This window comes from Streptomyces sp. MspMP-M5, assembly GCF_000373585.1.
Lineage (GTDB): Bacteria > Actinomycetota > Actinomycetes > Streptomycetales > Streptomycetaceae > Streptomyces.
Genome location: NZ_KB891889.1, coordinates 40,440 through 55,497, shown reverse-complemented (window position 1 = coordinate 55,497; position 15,058 = coordinate 40,440). Strand labels below are relative to the sequence as shown.

At 72.8% G+C, this 15,058-nt stretch carries 12 protein-coding genes; all 12 read left to right on the top strand.

Annotated elements, in window-relative coordinates; genetic code table 11:
- Positions 1–40: 40 nt before the first annotated feature.
- The 12 genes from mnmA (at position 41) to gatB (ending at position 14,986) form a co-directional block, all read left to right on the top strand.
- Positions 41–1,195 (top strand): tRNA 2-thiouridine(34) synthase MnmA, encoded by a 1,155-nt coding sequence (gene mnmA, locus B073_RS0116585; protein ID WP_018539209.1) that lies wholly within the window; start codon positions 41–43, stop codon positions 1,193–1,195.
- 185 nt (positions 1,196–1,380) lie between these two features.
- Positions 1,381–2,127: a VC0807 family protein gene (locus B073_RS0116580; protein WP_018539208.1), complete on the top strand. Its 747-nt coding sequence runs from the start codon at positions 1,381–1,383 to the stop codon at positions 2,125–2,127.
- A gap of 187 nt (positions 2,128–2,314) precedes the next feature.
- Positions 2,315–3,691: an NADP-specific glutamate dehydrogenase gene (gene gdhA / locus B073_RS0116575; RefSeq protein ID WP_018539207.1), complete on the top strand. Its 1,377-nt coding sequence runs from the start codon at positions 2,315–2,317 to the stop codon at positions 3,689–3,691.
- Between the two features lie 51 nt (positions 3,692–3,742).
- A complete protein-coding gene (locus tag B073_RS0116570; RefSeq protein WP_018539206.1) occupies positions 3,743–4,285 on the top strand; it encodes a TIGR00730 family Rossman fold protein in 543 nt (180 codons plus the stop codon).
- 35 nt (positions 4,286–4,320) lie between these two features.
- Positions 4,321–5,010, top strand: coding sequence for an SDR family oxidoreductase (locus tag B073_RS0116565; protein WP_018539205.1), 690 nt, complete (start codon positions 4,321–4,323; stop codon positions 5,008–5,010).
- A 226-nt stretch (positions 5,011–5,236) separates the two neighbouring features.
- A complete protein-coding gene (locus B073_RS0116555) occupies positions 5,237–6,250 on the top strand; it encodes a methionine synthase (RefSeq protein ID WP_026247450.1) in 1,014 nt (337 codons plus the stop codon).
- Positions 6,251–6,280: 30 nt separating this feature from the next.
- On the top strand, positions 6,281–8,497 hold the full coding sequence (ligA, locus tag B073_RS0116550) for an NAD-dependent DNA ligase LigA (RefSeq protein WP_018539203.1): 2,217 nt from the start codon (positions 6,281–6,283) through the stop codon (positions 8,495–8,497).
- A gap of 156 nt (positions 8,498–8,653) precedes the next feature.
- Complete coding sequence (locus B073_RS0116545; RefSeq protein WP_018539202.1) at positions 8,654–10,762, top strand: putative bifunctional diguanylate cyclase/phosphodiesterase; 2,109 nt, start codon at positions 8,654–8,656, stop codon at positions 10,760–10,762.
- Positions 10,763–11,340: 578 nt separating this feature from the next.
- Positions 11,341–11,637 (top strand): Asp-tRNA(Asn)/Glu-tRNA(Gln) amidotransferase subunit GatC, encoded by a 297-nt coding sequence (gene gatC / locus B073_RS0116540; protein ID WP_018539201.1) that lies wholly within the window; start codon positions 11,341–11,343, stop codon positions 11,635–11,637.
- Between the two features lie 5 nt (positions 11,638–11,642).
- On the top strand, positions 11,643–13,136 hold the full coding sequence (gene gatA / locus B073_RS0116535; protein WP_018539200.1) for an Asp-tRNA(Asn)/Glu-tRNA(Gln) amidotransferase subunit GatA: 1,494 nt from the start codon (positions 11,643–11,645) through the stop codon (positions 13,134–13,136).
- 67 nt (positions 13,137–13,203) lie between these two features.
- Entirely contained in the window at positions 13,204–13,446 is a 243-nt protein-coding gene (locus B073_RS0116530; protein ID WP_018539199.1) for a membrane protein, read from the top strand.
- Positions 13,447–13,477: 31 nt separating this feature from the next.
- On the top strand, positions 13,478–14,986 hold the full coding sequence (gene gatB, locus B073_RS0116525) for an Asp-tRNA(Asn)/Glu-tRNA(Gln) amidotransferase subunit GatB (RefSeq protein WP_018539198.1): 1,509 nt from the start codon (positions 13,478–13,480) through the stop codon (positions 14,984–14,986).
- Positions 14,987–15,058: the final 72 nt, after the last annotated feature.

Sequence of the window (15,058 nt, the reverse complement as noted above, 5' to 3'; positions counted from 1 at the left end):
TTTTCGGGCGTTCTCCGGTTCCGTCTACTCTGGAGGGGTTATGACTGATGCCGCCGCCCCCCGCCGCCTCCGCGTCCTCGCCGCCATGTCCGGCGGGGTGGACTCCGCCGTCGCCGCGGCCCGTGCCGCCGAGGCGGGCCACGACGTCACCGGCGTCCACCTCGCGCTGTCCGAGAACCCCAAGTCGTTCCGCACCGGGGCCCGCGGCTGCTGCACCATCGAGGACTCCCACGACGCCCGCCGCGCCGCCGACGTGATCGGTATCCCCTTCTACGTCTGGGACCTCGCCGAGCGCTTCCGCGAGGACGTCGTCGAGGACTTCATCGCCGAGTACGAGGCCGGCCGCACCCCGAACCCGTGCCTGCGCTGCAACGAGAAGATCAAGTTCGCCGCCCTCCTGGACAAGGCGCTCGCCCTGGGCTTCGACGCGGTCTGCACCGGCCACTACGCCAAGGTGATCCGCAACGACGACGGCACCCGCGAGCTGCACCGCGCCACCGACATGGCCAAGGACCAGTCCTACGTCCTCGGCGTGCTCGACGACCGCCAGCTGGCGCACGCGATGTTCCCGCTCGGCGACACCCCCACCACCAAGGCCGAGATCCGCGAAGAGGCCGCCCGCCGCGGCCTGTTCGTCGCCAAGAAGCCCGACAGCCACGACATCTGCTTCATCGCCGACGGCGACACCCAGGGCTTCCTCGCCAAGCGGCTGGGCACCGCCGAGGGCGCCATCGTCGACGAGTCCGGCACGCGGCTCGGCACCCACGACGGCGCCTACGGCTTCACCATCGGCCAGCGCAAGGGCCTGCGCATCGGCACCCCCGCCCCCGACGGCAAGCCCCGCTACGTCCTCGACATCTCCCCGGTGGACAACACCGTCACCGTCGGCCCGGCCCGCTCCCTCGACGTGACGGCGCTCACCGCGATCCGCCCCCGCTGGTGCGGCCGCCCGCCGGAGTCCGGCCCGGCCCGGTACACCGCCCAGCTGCGCGCGCACGGCGGCGAGACCGAGGTGACCGCCGAGCTGGTCGGCGGCACCGAGCTGCGGGTCGACTTCACCGAGCCGGTGCGCGGCGTCGCCCCCGGCCAGGCGATCGTGCTCTACGACGGCACCCGGGTCGTCGGCTCGGCGACGATCGCCGGCACCACCCGCCGGACGGCCGCCGCCGGGGCCCCGCAGCAGCAGGCCGGCTGACCCACCGTCACCCCGCCGCCGGCAGCCCCGTCCCGGCACCCCGACCCGCCCCGGCGCCGCCCGGGACAAATGTCATGGCCAAGTAGGGACAGTTGAGACTGCCGGCCGGGTGCCCCCGTGCCCGAGGCTTGGACCGTCCGCCACGGTGCAGCAGGCACCGGGCACGGCCCGACTCGGGGGAGACCATGGAGAGCCGGCAGCAGTCCACCGGAAGTCAGCTCGGCAAGGCCCTGATACCGCTGGTCGTCGACGCCGGCGTTCCGATGGCGTCGTACTACGTCCTCAGCAGCGGCTTCGGCATGAGCGACGTGGCCGCGCTGGCCTGGAGCAGCGTCGTGCCGGCGCTGCGCACGGTCTGGGGCCTGGTCCGGGAGCGCAGCGTCAACGGCCTGGCGCTGCTGATGCTGGTCGTCAACGTGGTGGGGCTGGCGACGAGCACCCTCACCGGCGACCCCCGGCTGATGATGGCCAAGGACAGCGCCACCAGCAGCGTCATCGGCCTCGCGATGCTGCTCTCGGTGGGCCTGGGGCGGCCGCTGATGACCGCCGGCCTCAAGCCCTGGGTGACGAAGGGCAGCCCGGAGGCGGACGCCGCATGGGACCGGCTGCGGGCGCACAGCGCGCGGTTCCGGCGGCTGGAGCGGCGGTTCACGCTGATCTGGGGAGCCGCGCTGCTGACCGAGTGCGTGGTCCGGGTCGTCTGCGTCTACCTCCTGCCGGTGCACGTCATGGTGTGGCTGGGCACGGTGCTGACGCTGCTGTCGATCCTGGTGGCCTCGATGGCCGGCGGCGCCTGCAGTGCCGAGTACATGGGGCGGCTGGTCGAGGCCGACATCCGGGACGCGCGCCGGGACGCGTCCGACGGGGCCGATGGGGTCGGCGGGGCCGGCGGCGACCGGGCCGCCGCGGTCGCCGTTCCCTCCGGCGTCTGAGGCGGCGCCGCGCGGGAGTTGGGGGAATCGCGTACAGATCGGGCGCGCCGGGCACCCCGCCCTCGATCGGCGGGGCCCGTTGCGCATAAGGTCGGCGATGCGACGGGACAACAGAGCCCCGCGTCGACGGTTCAACGGCGATCCGGACGGCACGCGGCTTTCGTCGGCCACGAAGGGAACGGAAGTCATGCCGACTGTTCACACTGGTGCCACGCACGGCGGTCCCACCGCCGGGCTCACCGCCCTGCATGCCGAGCTGGTCCGTCGGAATCCCGGTGAGGCGGAGTTCCACCAGGCGGCCCTGGAGGTCCTGGAGACGCTCGCCCCGGTGCTCACCGCCCGGCCGGAGCTCGCCGAGGCCAGGGTCCTGGAGCGGATCGTCGAGCCGGAGCGGCAGATCATGTTCCGCGTGCCCTGGCAGGACGACTCCGGCGAGATCCGGGTCAACCGCGGCTTCCGGGTGGAGTTCAACAGCGCCCTCGGCCCGTACAAGGGCGGCCTGCGGTTCCACGCGTCCGTCAACCTCGGCATCGTGAAGTTCCTCGGCTTCGAGCAGATCTTCAAGAACGCGCTGACCGGCCTGAACATCGGCGGCGGCAAGGGCGGCAGCGACTTCGACCCGCACGGGAAGTCGGACGCCGAGGTCATGCGCTTCTGCCAGTCCTTCATGACCGAGCTGCACCGCCACCTCGGCGAGCACACCGACGTACCGGCCGGCGACATCGGCGTCGGCGGCCGCGAGATCGGCTACCTCTTCGGCCAGTACCGCCGGATCACCAACCGCTGGGAGGCCGGCGTCCTCACCGGCAAGGGCCTGTCCTGGGGCGGCTCCAAGGCCCGTACGGAGGCCACCGGTTACGGCAACGTGCTCTTCACCGAGCAGATGCTCAAGCAGCGCGGCGAGGAGCTCGACGGCCAGCAGGTGGTCGTCTCCGGCTCCGGCAACGTCGCCCTCTACACCATCGAGAAGGCCCAGGCGCTCGGCGCCAACGTCGTGACCGTCTCGGACTCCGGCGGTTACGTCGTCGACGAGAAGGGCATCGACCTGGCGCTGCTCAAGCAGATCAAGGAGGTCGAGCGCGGCCGGGTCCGCGGCTACGCCGAGCGGCGCGGCGGCTCGGCCAAGTACGTCCCCGGCGGGCGCGTGTGGGACGTCGCCTGCGACGTGGCGCTGCCGTCGGCCACGCAGAACGAGCTGGACGCGGACGCCGCCCGGATCCTGGTCCGCAACGGCGTCAAGGCGGTCTCCGAGGGCGCCAACATGCCCACCACCCCGGAGGCGGTGGCGCTCCTGAAGGACGCCGGCGTCGCCTTCGGCCCGGGCAAGGCGGCCAACGCCGGCGGGGTGGCGACCAGCGCGCTGGAGATGCGGCAGAACTCCGCCCGCGAGGCGTGGTCGTTCGAGCGCGCCGAGGGCGAACTCGCCGCCATCATGCGCGGGATCCACGACACCTGTTTCCAGACCGCCGAGCGCTTCGGGCTGCCCGGTGACTACGTCGCGGGCGCCAACATCGCCGGCTTCGAGCGGGTCGCGGACGCGATGCTGGACCAGGGCCTGATCTGACGCCCCCGTTCACCCTGCGGGGCGCCGCGGGTGCCCCGTAGGGTGAACGGCATGAACATCTGCGTCTTCTGCTCCGCCGCCGACCTCGACGACCGTTATGTAGTGCCCGCCCGCAAGTTCGCCGAAATGATCGGCAAGGGTGGACATGCCCTGGTATGGGGCGGTTCGGACACCGGCCTGATGAAGGTCATGGCGGACGGCGTCCAGGAGGCCGGCGGCAAACTGCTCGGCGTCTCCGTGGAGTTCCTGGCGCACAAGGCGCGCGCCGGGGCGGACGAGATGATCGTCACCAAGGACCTCGCCGAGCGCAAGGCGCAGATGCTGGCGCGGGCCGACGCCGTCGTCGTCATGGTCGGCGGCACCGGCACCCTGGACGAGGCGACCGAGATCCTGGAGCTGCGCAAGCACGGGATGCACGACAAGCCGGTGGTGCTGCTCAACACCGCCGGCTTCTACGACGGGCTGCAGACCCAGTTCCTGCGGATGGCGGCCGAGGGCTTCCTGCCCGTCCCCCTCTCCGAGCTGGTGTTCTTCGCCGAGGACGGCGCGGCCGCGCTGGCCTACCTCGAGCAGCGGGCGAGCGCCCGGGGCTGACCTGCCGCCAGGGGCCACGCCGTAGGATCGGCCCCATGGGTACGCATTTGATCACAGGCGCGGGGTCGGGCATCGGAGCGGCGGTCGCGCGCAGGCTCGCCGAGCGCGGGGAGGAACTGTGGCTGCTCGCGCGGGACGTCGGCCGGGCCAAGGAGCTGGCCGAGCGGTTCCCCGGGGCGCACACCCTGGTCGGCGACCTCTCCGCCCCGGAGAAGCTCGACTGGGCGCTGGGCCACCAGCGGCTGCCGGAGCGACTGGACTCGATCCAGCACATCGCGGGCGTCATCGAGCTGGGCGCGGTCGGCGACCTGCCGGCCAAGGCGTGGCAGCGGCAGCTGACCGTCAACCTCGTCGCGCCCGCCGAGCTCACCCGCCTGCTGCTGCCGCTGGTCCGGATCGCCAAGGGCGACGTGGTCTTCGTCAACTCCGGTGCCGGGCTGACCGCGCACGCCAACTGGGGCGGCTACGCGGCGAGCAAGCACGGGCTGAAGGCGCTGGCCGACGCGCTGCGCGCGGAGGAGCACGACAACGGCGTCCGGGTCACCTCCGTCTACCCGGGCCGCACCGCCACCCCCATGCAGGAGAGCACCCACCGCCAGGAGGGCAAGGAGTACGACGCGTCGAAGTGGATCGACCCGGAGTCGGTGGCCACGGCCATCCTCACCGCGATCGACCTGCCGCGCGACGCGGAACTCAAGGACGTGGTGGTCCGCCCGGGCCGCTGACCCGCCCGTCTCTACCTCGCCCCCGTGCCGAGCGCACGGGGGCGACGTGCGTCGCGGGGCGGTCGCGTTTCGGGCGCGGGGCGGGGGCGTCCCGGGGCGTGTGGCGGGAGGGCACGGGGCCTCCGGGGTGGGTTGCGGACTGCTTCGCTTGACGTCCGCACACCCACCCCTCCGGCCCCGCACCCTCCCGCCACACGTACGGCCCGGCGCCGCATACCCTTCCCGGGTGAGTGAGAACACCAGGCACAAGTGGGCAGCGGGCGCGGCGACCGGGATCGGGTCGATGCCCGGCGGGGACGCCCGCGAAGCGGCGAAGACCGTCACCGGGTCGCTGGAGGACTTCCCCCATCTGCCCGAGCTCCCGGCACGGGGGCCCGGCGCCGACATGATCGGGCGGACCCTCGGCATGCTCGTCGAGCTCTACGCCCATGTGGAGCCCAGCGGCTGGCGGATCAGCGACCGGCCCGGCCGCGACACCCGCCGCGCCCGCTCCTGGCTCGGCGAGGACCTGGACGCCCTGGAGGAGTTCACCCAGGGGTACGAGGGGCCGCTGAAGGTCTCCGCGGTCGGCCCGTGGACCCTGGCCGCCTCCCTGGAGCTGCGCAACGGCGAGGCGGCGCTCGGCGACCCCGGGGCCTGCCGGGACCTCACCGAGTCCCTCGCGGAGGGGCTGCGCGCCCATCTCGCGGACGTCCGGCGGCGGGTGCCGGGCGCCGAGGTCGTCCTCCAGCTCGACGAGCCCTCGCTGACCGCGGTGCTCCAGGGCCGGGTGCGGACCGCGAGCGGCTACCGCACCCACCGGGCCGTGGACCGCGCGGTCGTCGAGGGCGCGCTGCGCGACCTCGTCGGCGCCGCGGACGGCGCACCGGTCGTGGTCCACTCCTGCGCGCCCGACGTGCCCTTCGGGCTGCTGCGGCGGGCCGGCGCCACCGGCGTCTCGTTCGATTTCGGGCTGCTCACCGAGCGTGAGGACGAGGCGCTCGGTGAGGCCGTCGAGGGCGGCACCGCGCTGTTCGCGGGCGTGGTGCCGGGCGTGGACGGCCCATTGTCAGACCCTGCCGGTAGCGTCATGGGTGTCCGGACGCTGTGGCGCAGGCTGGGGCTGGCACCGGGGCTTCTCGCGAAGTCCGTGGTGGTCACCCCGTCGTGCGGTCTGGCGGGTGCCTCGCCCGCCTACGCCCGCGTGGCGCTCGCCCACTGCGTCCGGGCGGCCAGGTCGCTCGCGGACAACCCTGAGTGACCGCCCACAAGGACACGGGAGGACAAGACGGTGGCTGGCGAACAGCACGCGGCGGCATCCGAGGTGCCCGCCGCGGCACGGGAGAAGCACGCGCAGCTCGCTGAGCAGATCGAGGAGCACCGCTTCCGCTACTACGTGAAGGACGCCCCGGTCGTCAGCGACGCGGAGTTCGACCGGCTGCTGCGCTCCCTGGAGGCACTGGAGGACGAGCACCCCGAGCTGCGCACGCCCGATTCCCCGACCCAGAAGGTCGCCGGGTCGTACGCCACGGAGTTCACCGAGGTCGCCCACCGCGAGCGGATGCTCTCGCTGGACAACGCCTTCGACGACGAGGAGCTGGCGGCCTGGGCCGAGCGGCTCGCCACCGAACTGGGCGGCGACCCGAAGAGCGCCGGCTACCACTTCCTGTGCGAGCTCAAGGTCGACGGCCTCGCGGTCAACCTCACCTACGAGCACGGCCGCCTCACCCGCGCCGCCACCCGCGGCGACGGCCGCACCGGCGAGGACATCACGCCCAACGTCCGCACCATCGCCGAGATCCCGCACCGCCTCCGCGGCGACCGGATCCCCGACCTGGTCGAGATCCGCGGCGAGGTCTACTTCCCGATGGAACGGTTCCTGGAGCTCAACGAGCGCCTGGTGGCCGACGGCAAGCCGCCGTTCGCCAACCCCCGCAACGCCGCGGCCGGTTCGCTGCGCCAGAAGGACCCCAAGGTCACCGCCACCCGCCCGCTGCACATGGTGGTGCACGGCCTCGGCGCCCGCGACGGCCTGGAGATCGACCGCCTCTCGGAGGCGTACGGCCTCCTCAAGGAGTGGGGCCTGCCCACCGCGACGCACAACCGCGTCGTCGACTCCCTCGCCGCCGTACGGGAGTTCATCGCCCACTACGGCGACCCGGAGACCCGCCGCACGGCGGTGGAGCACGAGATCGACGGCGTCGTGGTCAAGCTCGACGAGATCCGGCTCCAAGGCCGGCTGGGCGCCACCTCGCGGGCGCCGCGCTGGGCGATCGCCTGGAAGTACCCGCCGGAGGAGGTCAACACCAAGCTGGTGGACATCCGCGTCGGCGTCGGCCGCACCGGCCGGGTCACGCCGTACGCGGTCGTCGAACCGGTCACCGTCGCCGGCTCCGAGGTGGAGTTCGCCACCCTGCACAACCAGGACGTGGTCAAGGCCAAGGGCGTCCTCATCGGCGACACCGTCGTCATCCGCAAGGCGGGCGACGTCATCCCGGAGATCCTCGGCCCGGTCGCCGACCTGCGGGACGGCACCGAGCGGGAGTTCGTGATGCCGGCCGAGTGCCCCGAGTGCGGCGCGGCGCTCCAGCCCGCCAAGGAGGGCGACATCGACCTGCGGTGCCCCAACGCCCGCTCCTGCCCCGCCCAGATCCGCGAGCGGCTGTTCTATCTCGCCGGCCGCAAGTGCCTGGACATCGAGAACTTCGGCTATGTCGCGGCCACCGCGCTGAGCCAGCCGCTGGAGCCCGCCGAGCCGCCGCTGAAGGACGAGGGCGGCCTCTTCGACCTCTCCGTCGAGCAGCTGCTGCCCATCAAGTCCCATGTCCTGGACCCGGATTCGGGCCTGCCCAAGCGCGACCCGAAGACCGGCGAGGAGAAGGTCGTCACCTTCTTCGCCAACCAGAAGGGCGAGCCGAAGAAGAACACCCTCGCCATGCTGGAGAACATCCGCGCCGCCAAGGAGCGCCCGCTGGCCCGGATCCTCACCGGCCTGTCGATCCGCCATGTGGGCCCGGTGGCGGCGCAGGCACTGGCCCGCGAGTTCCGCTCCGTCGACCGGATCCGCGAGGCGAGCGAGGAGGAGCTGGCGGCCGTGGACGGCGTCGGCGCCACCATCGCCGCCTCGCTCAAGCAGTGGTTCGCCGTGGATTGGCACCAGGAGATCCTGGAGCGCTGGCGGGCCGCCGGCGTCCGGATGGAGGAGGAGCAGACGGGCGAGGAGGGCCCGCGCCCGCTGGAAGGCGTCACCGTCGTGGTAACGGGCACACTTCAGTCACACACCAGAGATGGCGCGAAAGAGGCGCTGCAGGCTCTCGGTGCGAAGGTGACCGGATCCGTTTCCAAGAAGACCGGATTCGTAGTGGTGGGCGACAACCCCGGTTCGAAGTACGACAAAGCCATGCAGTTGAAGGTCCCCGTGTTGGACGATGACGGCTTCGCTGTGCTGCTGGAGCAGGGTCCCGAGGCGGCACGAGCGGTAGCGGTCACTCCGCCTGAGGAGGAGTGAGGTGTCACCCCATCGGCGCATACCAGATTGATCTGGGAGGCCGGGTCGCATTCGGGCAACCGCTGCGGATCGCTGCCCGTGGCGGCCTTCCGCGTCCTACTGTTGACGTGTGCGCCTGTCGTGGCGCGGGCACAGCCGGCTGTGAGAGGGATCGGAATGAAACCGACCGACAGTGCCGCTCCGGCGTCGCGGCTCCGCCGGCTTGTGGTGCCCGCGTTGCCCGCGGCCGTGGTCATGGCGGCGGGCGTGGTGTTCGCCGCGGGTGTGCTGCACGCCCTGGGCCGCGGTGAACCGCTCTTTCCCGGCGGAGCCGTCGGCTGGTCGCTGGCGGTCCTGACCGGCGTCATCGTCGGCCATCTGGTCGCCCTCGGCCGCGACCGCTGGTGGGGCGGCACCGGCTCCGGGGCGGCCCTCGCCCTCGCCGTGCTCCTCCTGTACGGCTGGGTGCCGGCCGGCTTGGTCAGCCTCTCCGTCGTGCTCCTGGTCGGCGCCGCCCGGCGCCAGCGCTGGCGACAGGCCGTGGTCCACGGGGCCGTCGACCTCCTCGGCATCGGCGCCGCCGCGCTCGGCCTGGCCGCCTGCGGGGTGCACCCCGACGTCCACCGGCCCTGGGGCCCCGAGGAATGGGACCTCTCCGTGCTGCCCGAGGTCGTCGTGATGGCGGGCGGCTATCTGCTCGTCAGCCGGGGGCTGTTGTGGTGCAGCCGGCTGCCGCTCGACGGCGGTCTGCCCGTCCTCGCCCGCCCGGCGGTGGTGCGGCAGGCCCTGGTCGGCATCGCCCTGCTCGGCATCTCCCCGCTGATCGCGGTGTGCGCGGTGGGCGCCCCGCTGCTGCTGCCGCTCTTCGCGGTCCCGCTGATCGCGCTGGACTCCACCCTCTGGATAGCCCGGGCACGCGCCGAGGAGCAGCTGCGCGACCCGCTCACCGGCCTGCCCAACCGCCAGCGCCTGCTGGAGCGCACCTGGACGGCCCTGGACGAGGCCGGGCGGTCCGGCAGCCGGGCCGCCCTCGTCCTGATCGACCTCGACCGCTTCCGTTCGGTCAACGACACCCTCGGGCACCTCGCCGGCGACCGGCTGCTGCTCCAGATCGCCGACCGGCTGCGGCACGCACTGCCGCGCGGCGCCGAGGCCGCCCGGCTCGGCGGCGACGAGTTCGCCGTCCTGCTGCCCGCCACCGACTCCCTGACCAGCTCCCAGCGGGTGGCCCGCAACCTCGTCGCCGCCCTCGGCTCCCCGCTGGACCTCGACGGACTGACCCTCGTGCTCGAAGCCAGCGCGGGGGTCGCCGTTTTCCCCGAGCACGCGCTGGACGCCGAGGGCCTGCTGCGCCGCGCCGACGTGGCGATGTACCAGGCCAAGCGGGACCGCAGCGGCGTCGAGCTCTACGAGGCCAAGCGGGACGGCAACACCCCCGACCGGCTCGGCCTGCTGGGCGATCTGCGCCGCGCCCTGGACGCCGGCGACGTGGAACTGCACTACCAGCCCAAGGTCCGCTTCGACGGCCATGTCTCCGGCCTGGAGGCGCTGGTCCGCTGGGTCCACCCGGACCGCGGCCGGGTCCCCCCGGACGAGTTCATCGCCATCGCCGAGTCCTCCGGCCTGATGCCCCGGCTGACCGAGTACGTCCTGGAGACCGCGCTCGCCCAGGTGGCGCGCTGGCGCGCGATGGGCCTGGAGGTGCCGGTCGCGGTGAACGTCTCGCCCCGCGACGTGCACTCCCCGGGCTTCGCCGGCGCGGTCGCCGCCCGGCTCGCCCGACATCGCGTCCCACCGGGCGCCCTCCAACTGGAGATAACCGAACACGTCCTGCTGGAGGACCCGCAGCGGGCCGCCGACACCCTCGCCGGGCTCACCGCCCACGGCGTGAAGATGTCCCTGGACGACTTCGGCACCGGCTACAGCTCCCTGGTCCACCTGCGGCGCCTCCCGGTCAGCGAACTCAAGATCGACCGCTCCTTCGTGGCCCGGCTGGCCGTCGACACCGAGGACGCCGAGATCGTCCGCTGCACCCTCGACCTCGCCCACTCGCTGGGCCTGCTGGTCGTCGCCGAGGGCGTGGAGGACGACGAGACCTGGGAGCGGCTGCGCGACCTGGGCTGCGACGCCGTCCAGGGCTGGCTGGTGGCGGCCGCGATGCCACCGGACGAGACCACGGCCTGGTTGCGGGCCCGCGGTGAGCACGGCTGGCGCCGTGCGTCGGAGACGACCGCCCTGGCGGCGGAGAAGGCAGCCGAGCGCCCTTCGGGACAGGTCCTGAAGTGACCCGGCCACCGGCCGTCCCAACTCCCCGCTCCGACACCACCGCACCCGCCCAGGACCGGCCCCGCCCGGACCGGCAGACACCCGACGACCCCGCACCGGACGACCCCGCGCCGGAGCCAATCGCTCCGCACGACCCCGTACCGGACGCATCCGCTCCCGACGCCCCCGCACCGGAACCATCCGTTCCGGACGACCCCCCGCCGGGCGTCCCGGCTCCCCGGGGTCCGGCGGCGCCGGGTCCCAGGACAAACGATCCGGCCCCCGGCGCCCCGGACGCCCCGGCTCCGCCCGACGGCGCCGACGCCGACCCCGGTGAGCCGGAGCCGCCGGACGCCCCCCGGCCCCCCGCCGCGGACGGCGGCTGACCGCGCCGCCGCGGCCCCCGTCGACCCGCCCGGCCCGCCCCTTCCGGCGGCCCGTGCGGAAGCCCGTCGCGACGGTCCGGCGAAAGCGTTTCGCGGCAGCGTTCCCGTACGCCATAGGATTGGGCCGGAATACCCCGCCGGAGAATTCGCCCAGAAATCTCCTTCCGGAACACTCCGCCCAGAACACCGCCGAAAACACCAGAGGATCTCTGCATGCCTGGCATCACGCGCGAGGAGGTCGCCCACCTCGCCCGGCTGGCACGTCTGGAGCTGAAGGACGAAGAGCTCGACCACTTCGCCGGACAGCTCGACGACATCATCGGCGCGGTCGCCCGCGTCTCCGAGGTCGCCGGTCAAGACGTCCCGCCGACCTCCCACCCGCTGCCGCTGACCAATGTGATGCGTCCGGACGAGGTCCGTCCGTCGCTCACCCCGGAGCAGGCGCTCTCCGGCGCTCCCGCCGCGGAGCAGCAGCGTTTCAAGGTGCCGCAGATCCTGGGGGAGGAGTGACCACCATGGCAGATCTGATCAAGCTCACCGCCGCCGAGATCGTGGCGCGGATCGCCGCCGGCGAGCTCACCGCCGTCGAGGTCACCGAGGCCCACCTGGCCCGCATCGAGGCCGTCGACGAGAAGGTGCACGCCTTCCTGCACGTGGACCGCGAGGGCGCGCTGGCCCAGGCCCGCGCCGTCGACGAGAAGCGCGCCCGCGGCGAGAAGCTGGGCCCGCTGGCCGGCGTCCCGCTCGCGCTGAAGGACATCTTCACCACCGAGGGCATGCCGACCACCGTCGGCTCGAAGATCCTCGAGGGCTGGCTCCCGCCGTACGACGCGACGCTGACCAAGAAGCTCAAGGAAGCCGACGTCGTCATCCTCGGCAAGACCAACATGGACGAGTTCGCCATGGGGTCCTCCACCGAGAACAGCGCCTACGGCCCGACCGGCAACCCCTGGGACCTCACCAAGATCCCCGGCGGCTCCGGCGGCGGCTCCTCCGCCGCCCTGGCCTCCTTCCAGGCCCCGCTCGCCATCGGCACGGACACCGGCGGATCGATCCGCCAGCCCGCCGCCGTCACCGGCACCGTCGGCGTCAAGCCCACCTACGGCGGGGTCTCCCGCTACGGCATGGTGGCCTTCTCCAGCTCCCTGGACCAGGGAGGCCCGTGCGCCCGCACGGTGCTCGACGCGGCGCTGCTGCACGAGGCCATCGCCGGCCACGACCCGCTGGACTCCACCTCCATCGACGCCCCGGTCCCGCCGGTCGTCGAGGCGGCCCGCAACGGCAGCGTGGACGGGATGCGGGTCGGTGTCGTCAAGCAGTTCCGCGGCGAGGGCTACCAGCCCGGTGTGCTCCAGCGCTTCGACGAGTCGGTGGCGCTGCTCACCGAGCTGGGCGCCGAGATCGTCGAGCTGGACTGCCCGTCCTTCGACCTGGCGCTGGCCGCGTACTACCTGATCGCGCCCTCCGAGTGCTCCTCCAACCTCGCCCGCTTCGACGCCATGCGCTACGGCCTGCGGGTCGGCGACGACGGCACGAAGTCCGCCGAGGAGGTCACCGCGCTCACCCGCGAGGCCGGCTTCGGCCCCGAGGTCAAGCGCCGCATCATGCTCGGCACCTACGCGCTCAGCTCCGGCTACTACGACGCGTACTACGGCAGCGCCCAGAAGGTCCGCACCCTGATCACCCGCGACTTCGAGCGGGCCTTCGAGCAGGTCGACGTGATCATCTCGCCGACCACGCCGACCACCGCGTTCCCGATCGGCGAGCGCACCGACGACCCGATGGCGATGTACCTCGCCGACGTGTGCACCATCCCCGCCAACCTCGCGGGCAACGCCGCCATGTCGCTGCCCTGCGGACTGGCCCCCGAGGACGGGCTGCCGGTGGGGCTCCAGATCATCGCCCCCGCCATGGCCGACGACCGGCTCTACAAGGTCGGTGCCGCGGTCGAGTCCGCGCTCGGCGAGAAGTGGGGCCACCCGCTTCTGGAGGAGGCACCGGCGCTGTGAGCGGAATTGCGGGCACCGCCCAGGCCGTCCGGGCACTGGGGCAGAACGAGGACCTCGGAGGAGAGCTGTGAGCGGAAAGCTGGCCAAGGCGAAGAACTTCAAGAAGTCCAAGCCCGGCACGTACCTGTCCATCGGCACCACGCTGTTCGGCGCGGTGAGCGTCGTCAAGCAGGCGAAGAAGGCCAGGGGCGAGCACGACACGCTCCAGCTGGTCGACGCCGTTGTCTCCGCCGCCGCCATCGTCACCGGCGTCGCCCTGCTCGTCCGCGAACTGCGCCGTCTCAACGACGACGACGTCCTCGCGGGCTGACCGGCGCCGGACCTGAGAGGTTAGTTTCACCGTGACTGTCACCGACCTGGTGCCGTACGAGGACGCACTGGCCGCCTACGACCCCGTGATGGGTCTGGAGGTGCACGTCGAGCTCGGTACCAAGACCAAGATGTTCTGCGGGTGTGCGACCACCCTGGGCGCCGAGCCCAACTCGCAGACCTGCCCCACCTGCCTGGGCCTGCCCGGCTCCCTCCCGGTCGTCAACGCGACCGGCGTGGAGTCCGCGATCAAGATCGGCCTGGCCCTGAACTGCACCATCGCCGACTGGTGCCGCTTCGCCCGGAAGAACTACTTCTATCCGGACATGCCGAAGAACTTCCAGACCTCCCAGTACGACGAGCCGATCGCCTTCGACGGCTACCTCGACGTGCAGCTGGAGGACGGCGAGGTCTTCCGCGTCCACATCGAGCGCGCCCACATGGAGGAGGACACCGGCAAGTCCACCCACATCGGCGGCGCCACCGGCCGCATCCACGGCGCCCGGCACTCGCTGCTGGACTACAACCGCGCCGGCATCCCGCTCATCGAGATCGTCACCAAGCCGATCGAGGGCGCCGGCGCGCGCGCCCCCGAGGTCGCCAAGGCGTACGTCGCCGAGCTGCGCGAGCTCATCAAGGCGCTGGGCGTCTCCGAGGCCCGCATGGAGATGGGCCAGATGCGCTGCGACGTGAACCTCTCGCTGCGCCCCAACGGCACCGAGAAGTTCGGCACCCGCTCGGAGACCAAGAACGTCAACTCCCTGCGCTCCGTGGAGCGGGCCTGCCGCTACGAGATCCAGCGGCACGCCGCGGTGCTCTCCTCCGGCGGCACGATCGTCCAGGAGACCCGGCACTTCCACGAGGACGACGGCTCCACCACCTCGGGCCGGGTCAAGGAGGAGGCGGAGGACTACCGCTACTTCCCCGAGCCCGACCTGGTGCCGGTGGCCCCGTCCCGCGAGTGGGTCGAGGAGCTGCGGGCCGGCCTGCCCGAGCTGCCGCGCGTCCGCCGCAACCGGCTGCGCGAGGAGTGGGGCATCTCCGAGCAGGACATGCAGTCGATCCTCAACGCCGGGGCGGTCGACCTGATCGTCGCCACCACCGAGGCCGGCGCGGACGCCGCCGCCGCCCGCAAGTGGTGGATGGGCGAACTGGCCCGCCGCGCCAACGAGGACGGGGTGGACCCGGCCGCGCTGCCGATCACCCCGGAGCAGGTCGCCCGGGTCGCCGCGCTGGTCGCCGAGGGCTCGCTCAACGACAAGCTGGCCCGGCAGGTCATCGAGGGCGTGCTGGCCGGCGAGGGCGACCCGGACGCGGTCGTCGAGAAGCGCGGTCTGAAGGTCGTCTCCGACGAGGGCGCGCTAGGCACCGCGGTGGACGAGGCGATCGCCGCCAACGCCGCCATCGCCGACAAGATCCGCGGCGGCAAGGTGGCCGCGGCCGGCGCTCTGGTCGGCGCGGTCATGAAGGCCACCCGCGGCCAGGCGGACGCCGCCCGGGTGCGCGAGCTGATCTTGGAGAAGCTCGGCGTCGAGGGCTGATCCCCGCCCGTGTCCCGCAGCGGCCGTTCCTCCTCGGAGGGGCGGCCGCTGCGCGTGTGCCGGGCGTCGGCC

Excerpts from the sequence above, each read along its gene's own strand:
- mnmA (WP_018539209.1), top strand. The coding sequence starts at position 41 with ATGACTGATGCCGCCGCCCCCCGCCGCCTCCGCGTCCTCGCCGCCATG.
- B073_RS0116580 (WP_018539208.1), top strand. The coding sequence starts at position 1,381 with ATGGAGAGCCGGCAGCAGTCCACCGGAAGTCAGCTCGGCAAGGCCCTG.
- gdhA (WP_018539207.1), top strand. The coding sequence starts at position 2,315 with ATGCCGACTGTTCACACTGGTGCCACGCACGGCGGTCCCACCGCCGGG.
- B073_RS0116570 (WP_018539206.1), top strand. The coding sequence starts at position 3,743 with ATGAACATCTGCGTCTTCTGCTCCGCCGCCGACCTCGACGACCGTTAT.
- B073_RS0116565 (WP_018539205.1), top strand. The coding sequence starts at position 4,321 with ATGGGTACGCATTTGATCACAGGCGCGGGGTCGGGCATCGGAGCGGCG.
- B073_RS0116545 (WP_018539202.1), top strand. The coding sequence starts at position 8,654 with ATGAAACCGACCGACAGTGCCGCTCCGGCGTCGCGGCTCCGCCGGCTT.
- gatC (WP_018539201.1), top strand. The coding sequence starts at position 11,341 with ATGCCTGGCATCACGCGCGAGGAGGTCGCCCACCTCGCCCGGCTGGCA.
- gatA (WP_018539200.1), top strand. The coding sequence starts at position 11,643 with ATGGCAGATCTGATCAAGCTCACCGCCGCCGAGATCGTGGCGCGGATC.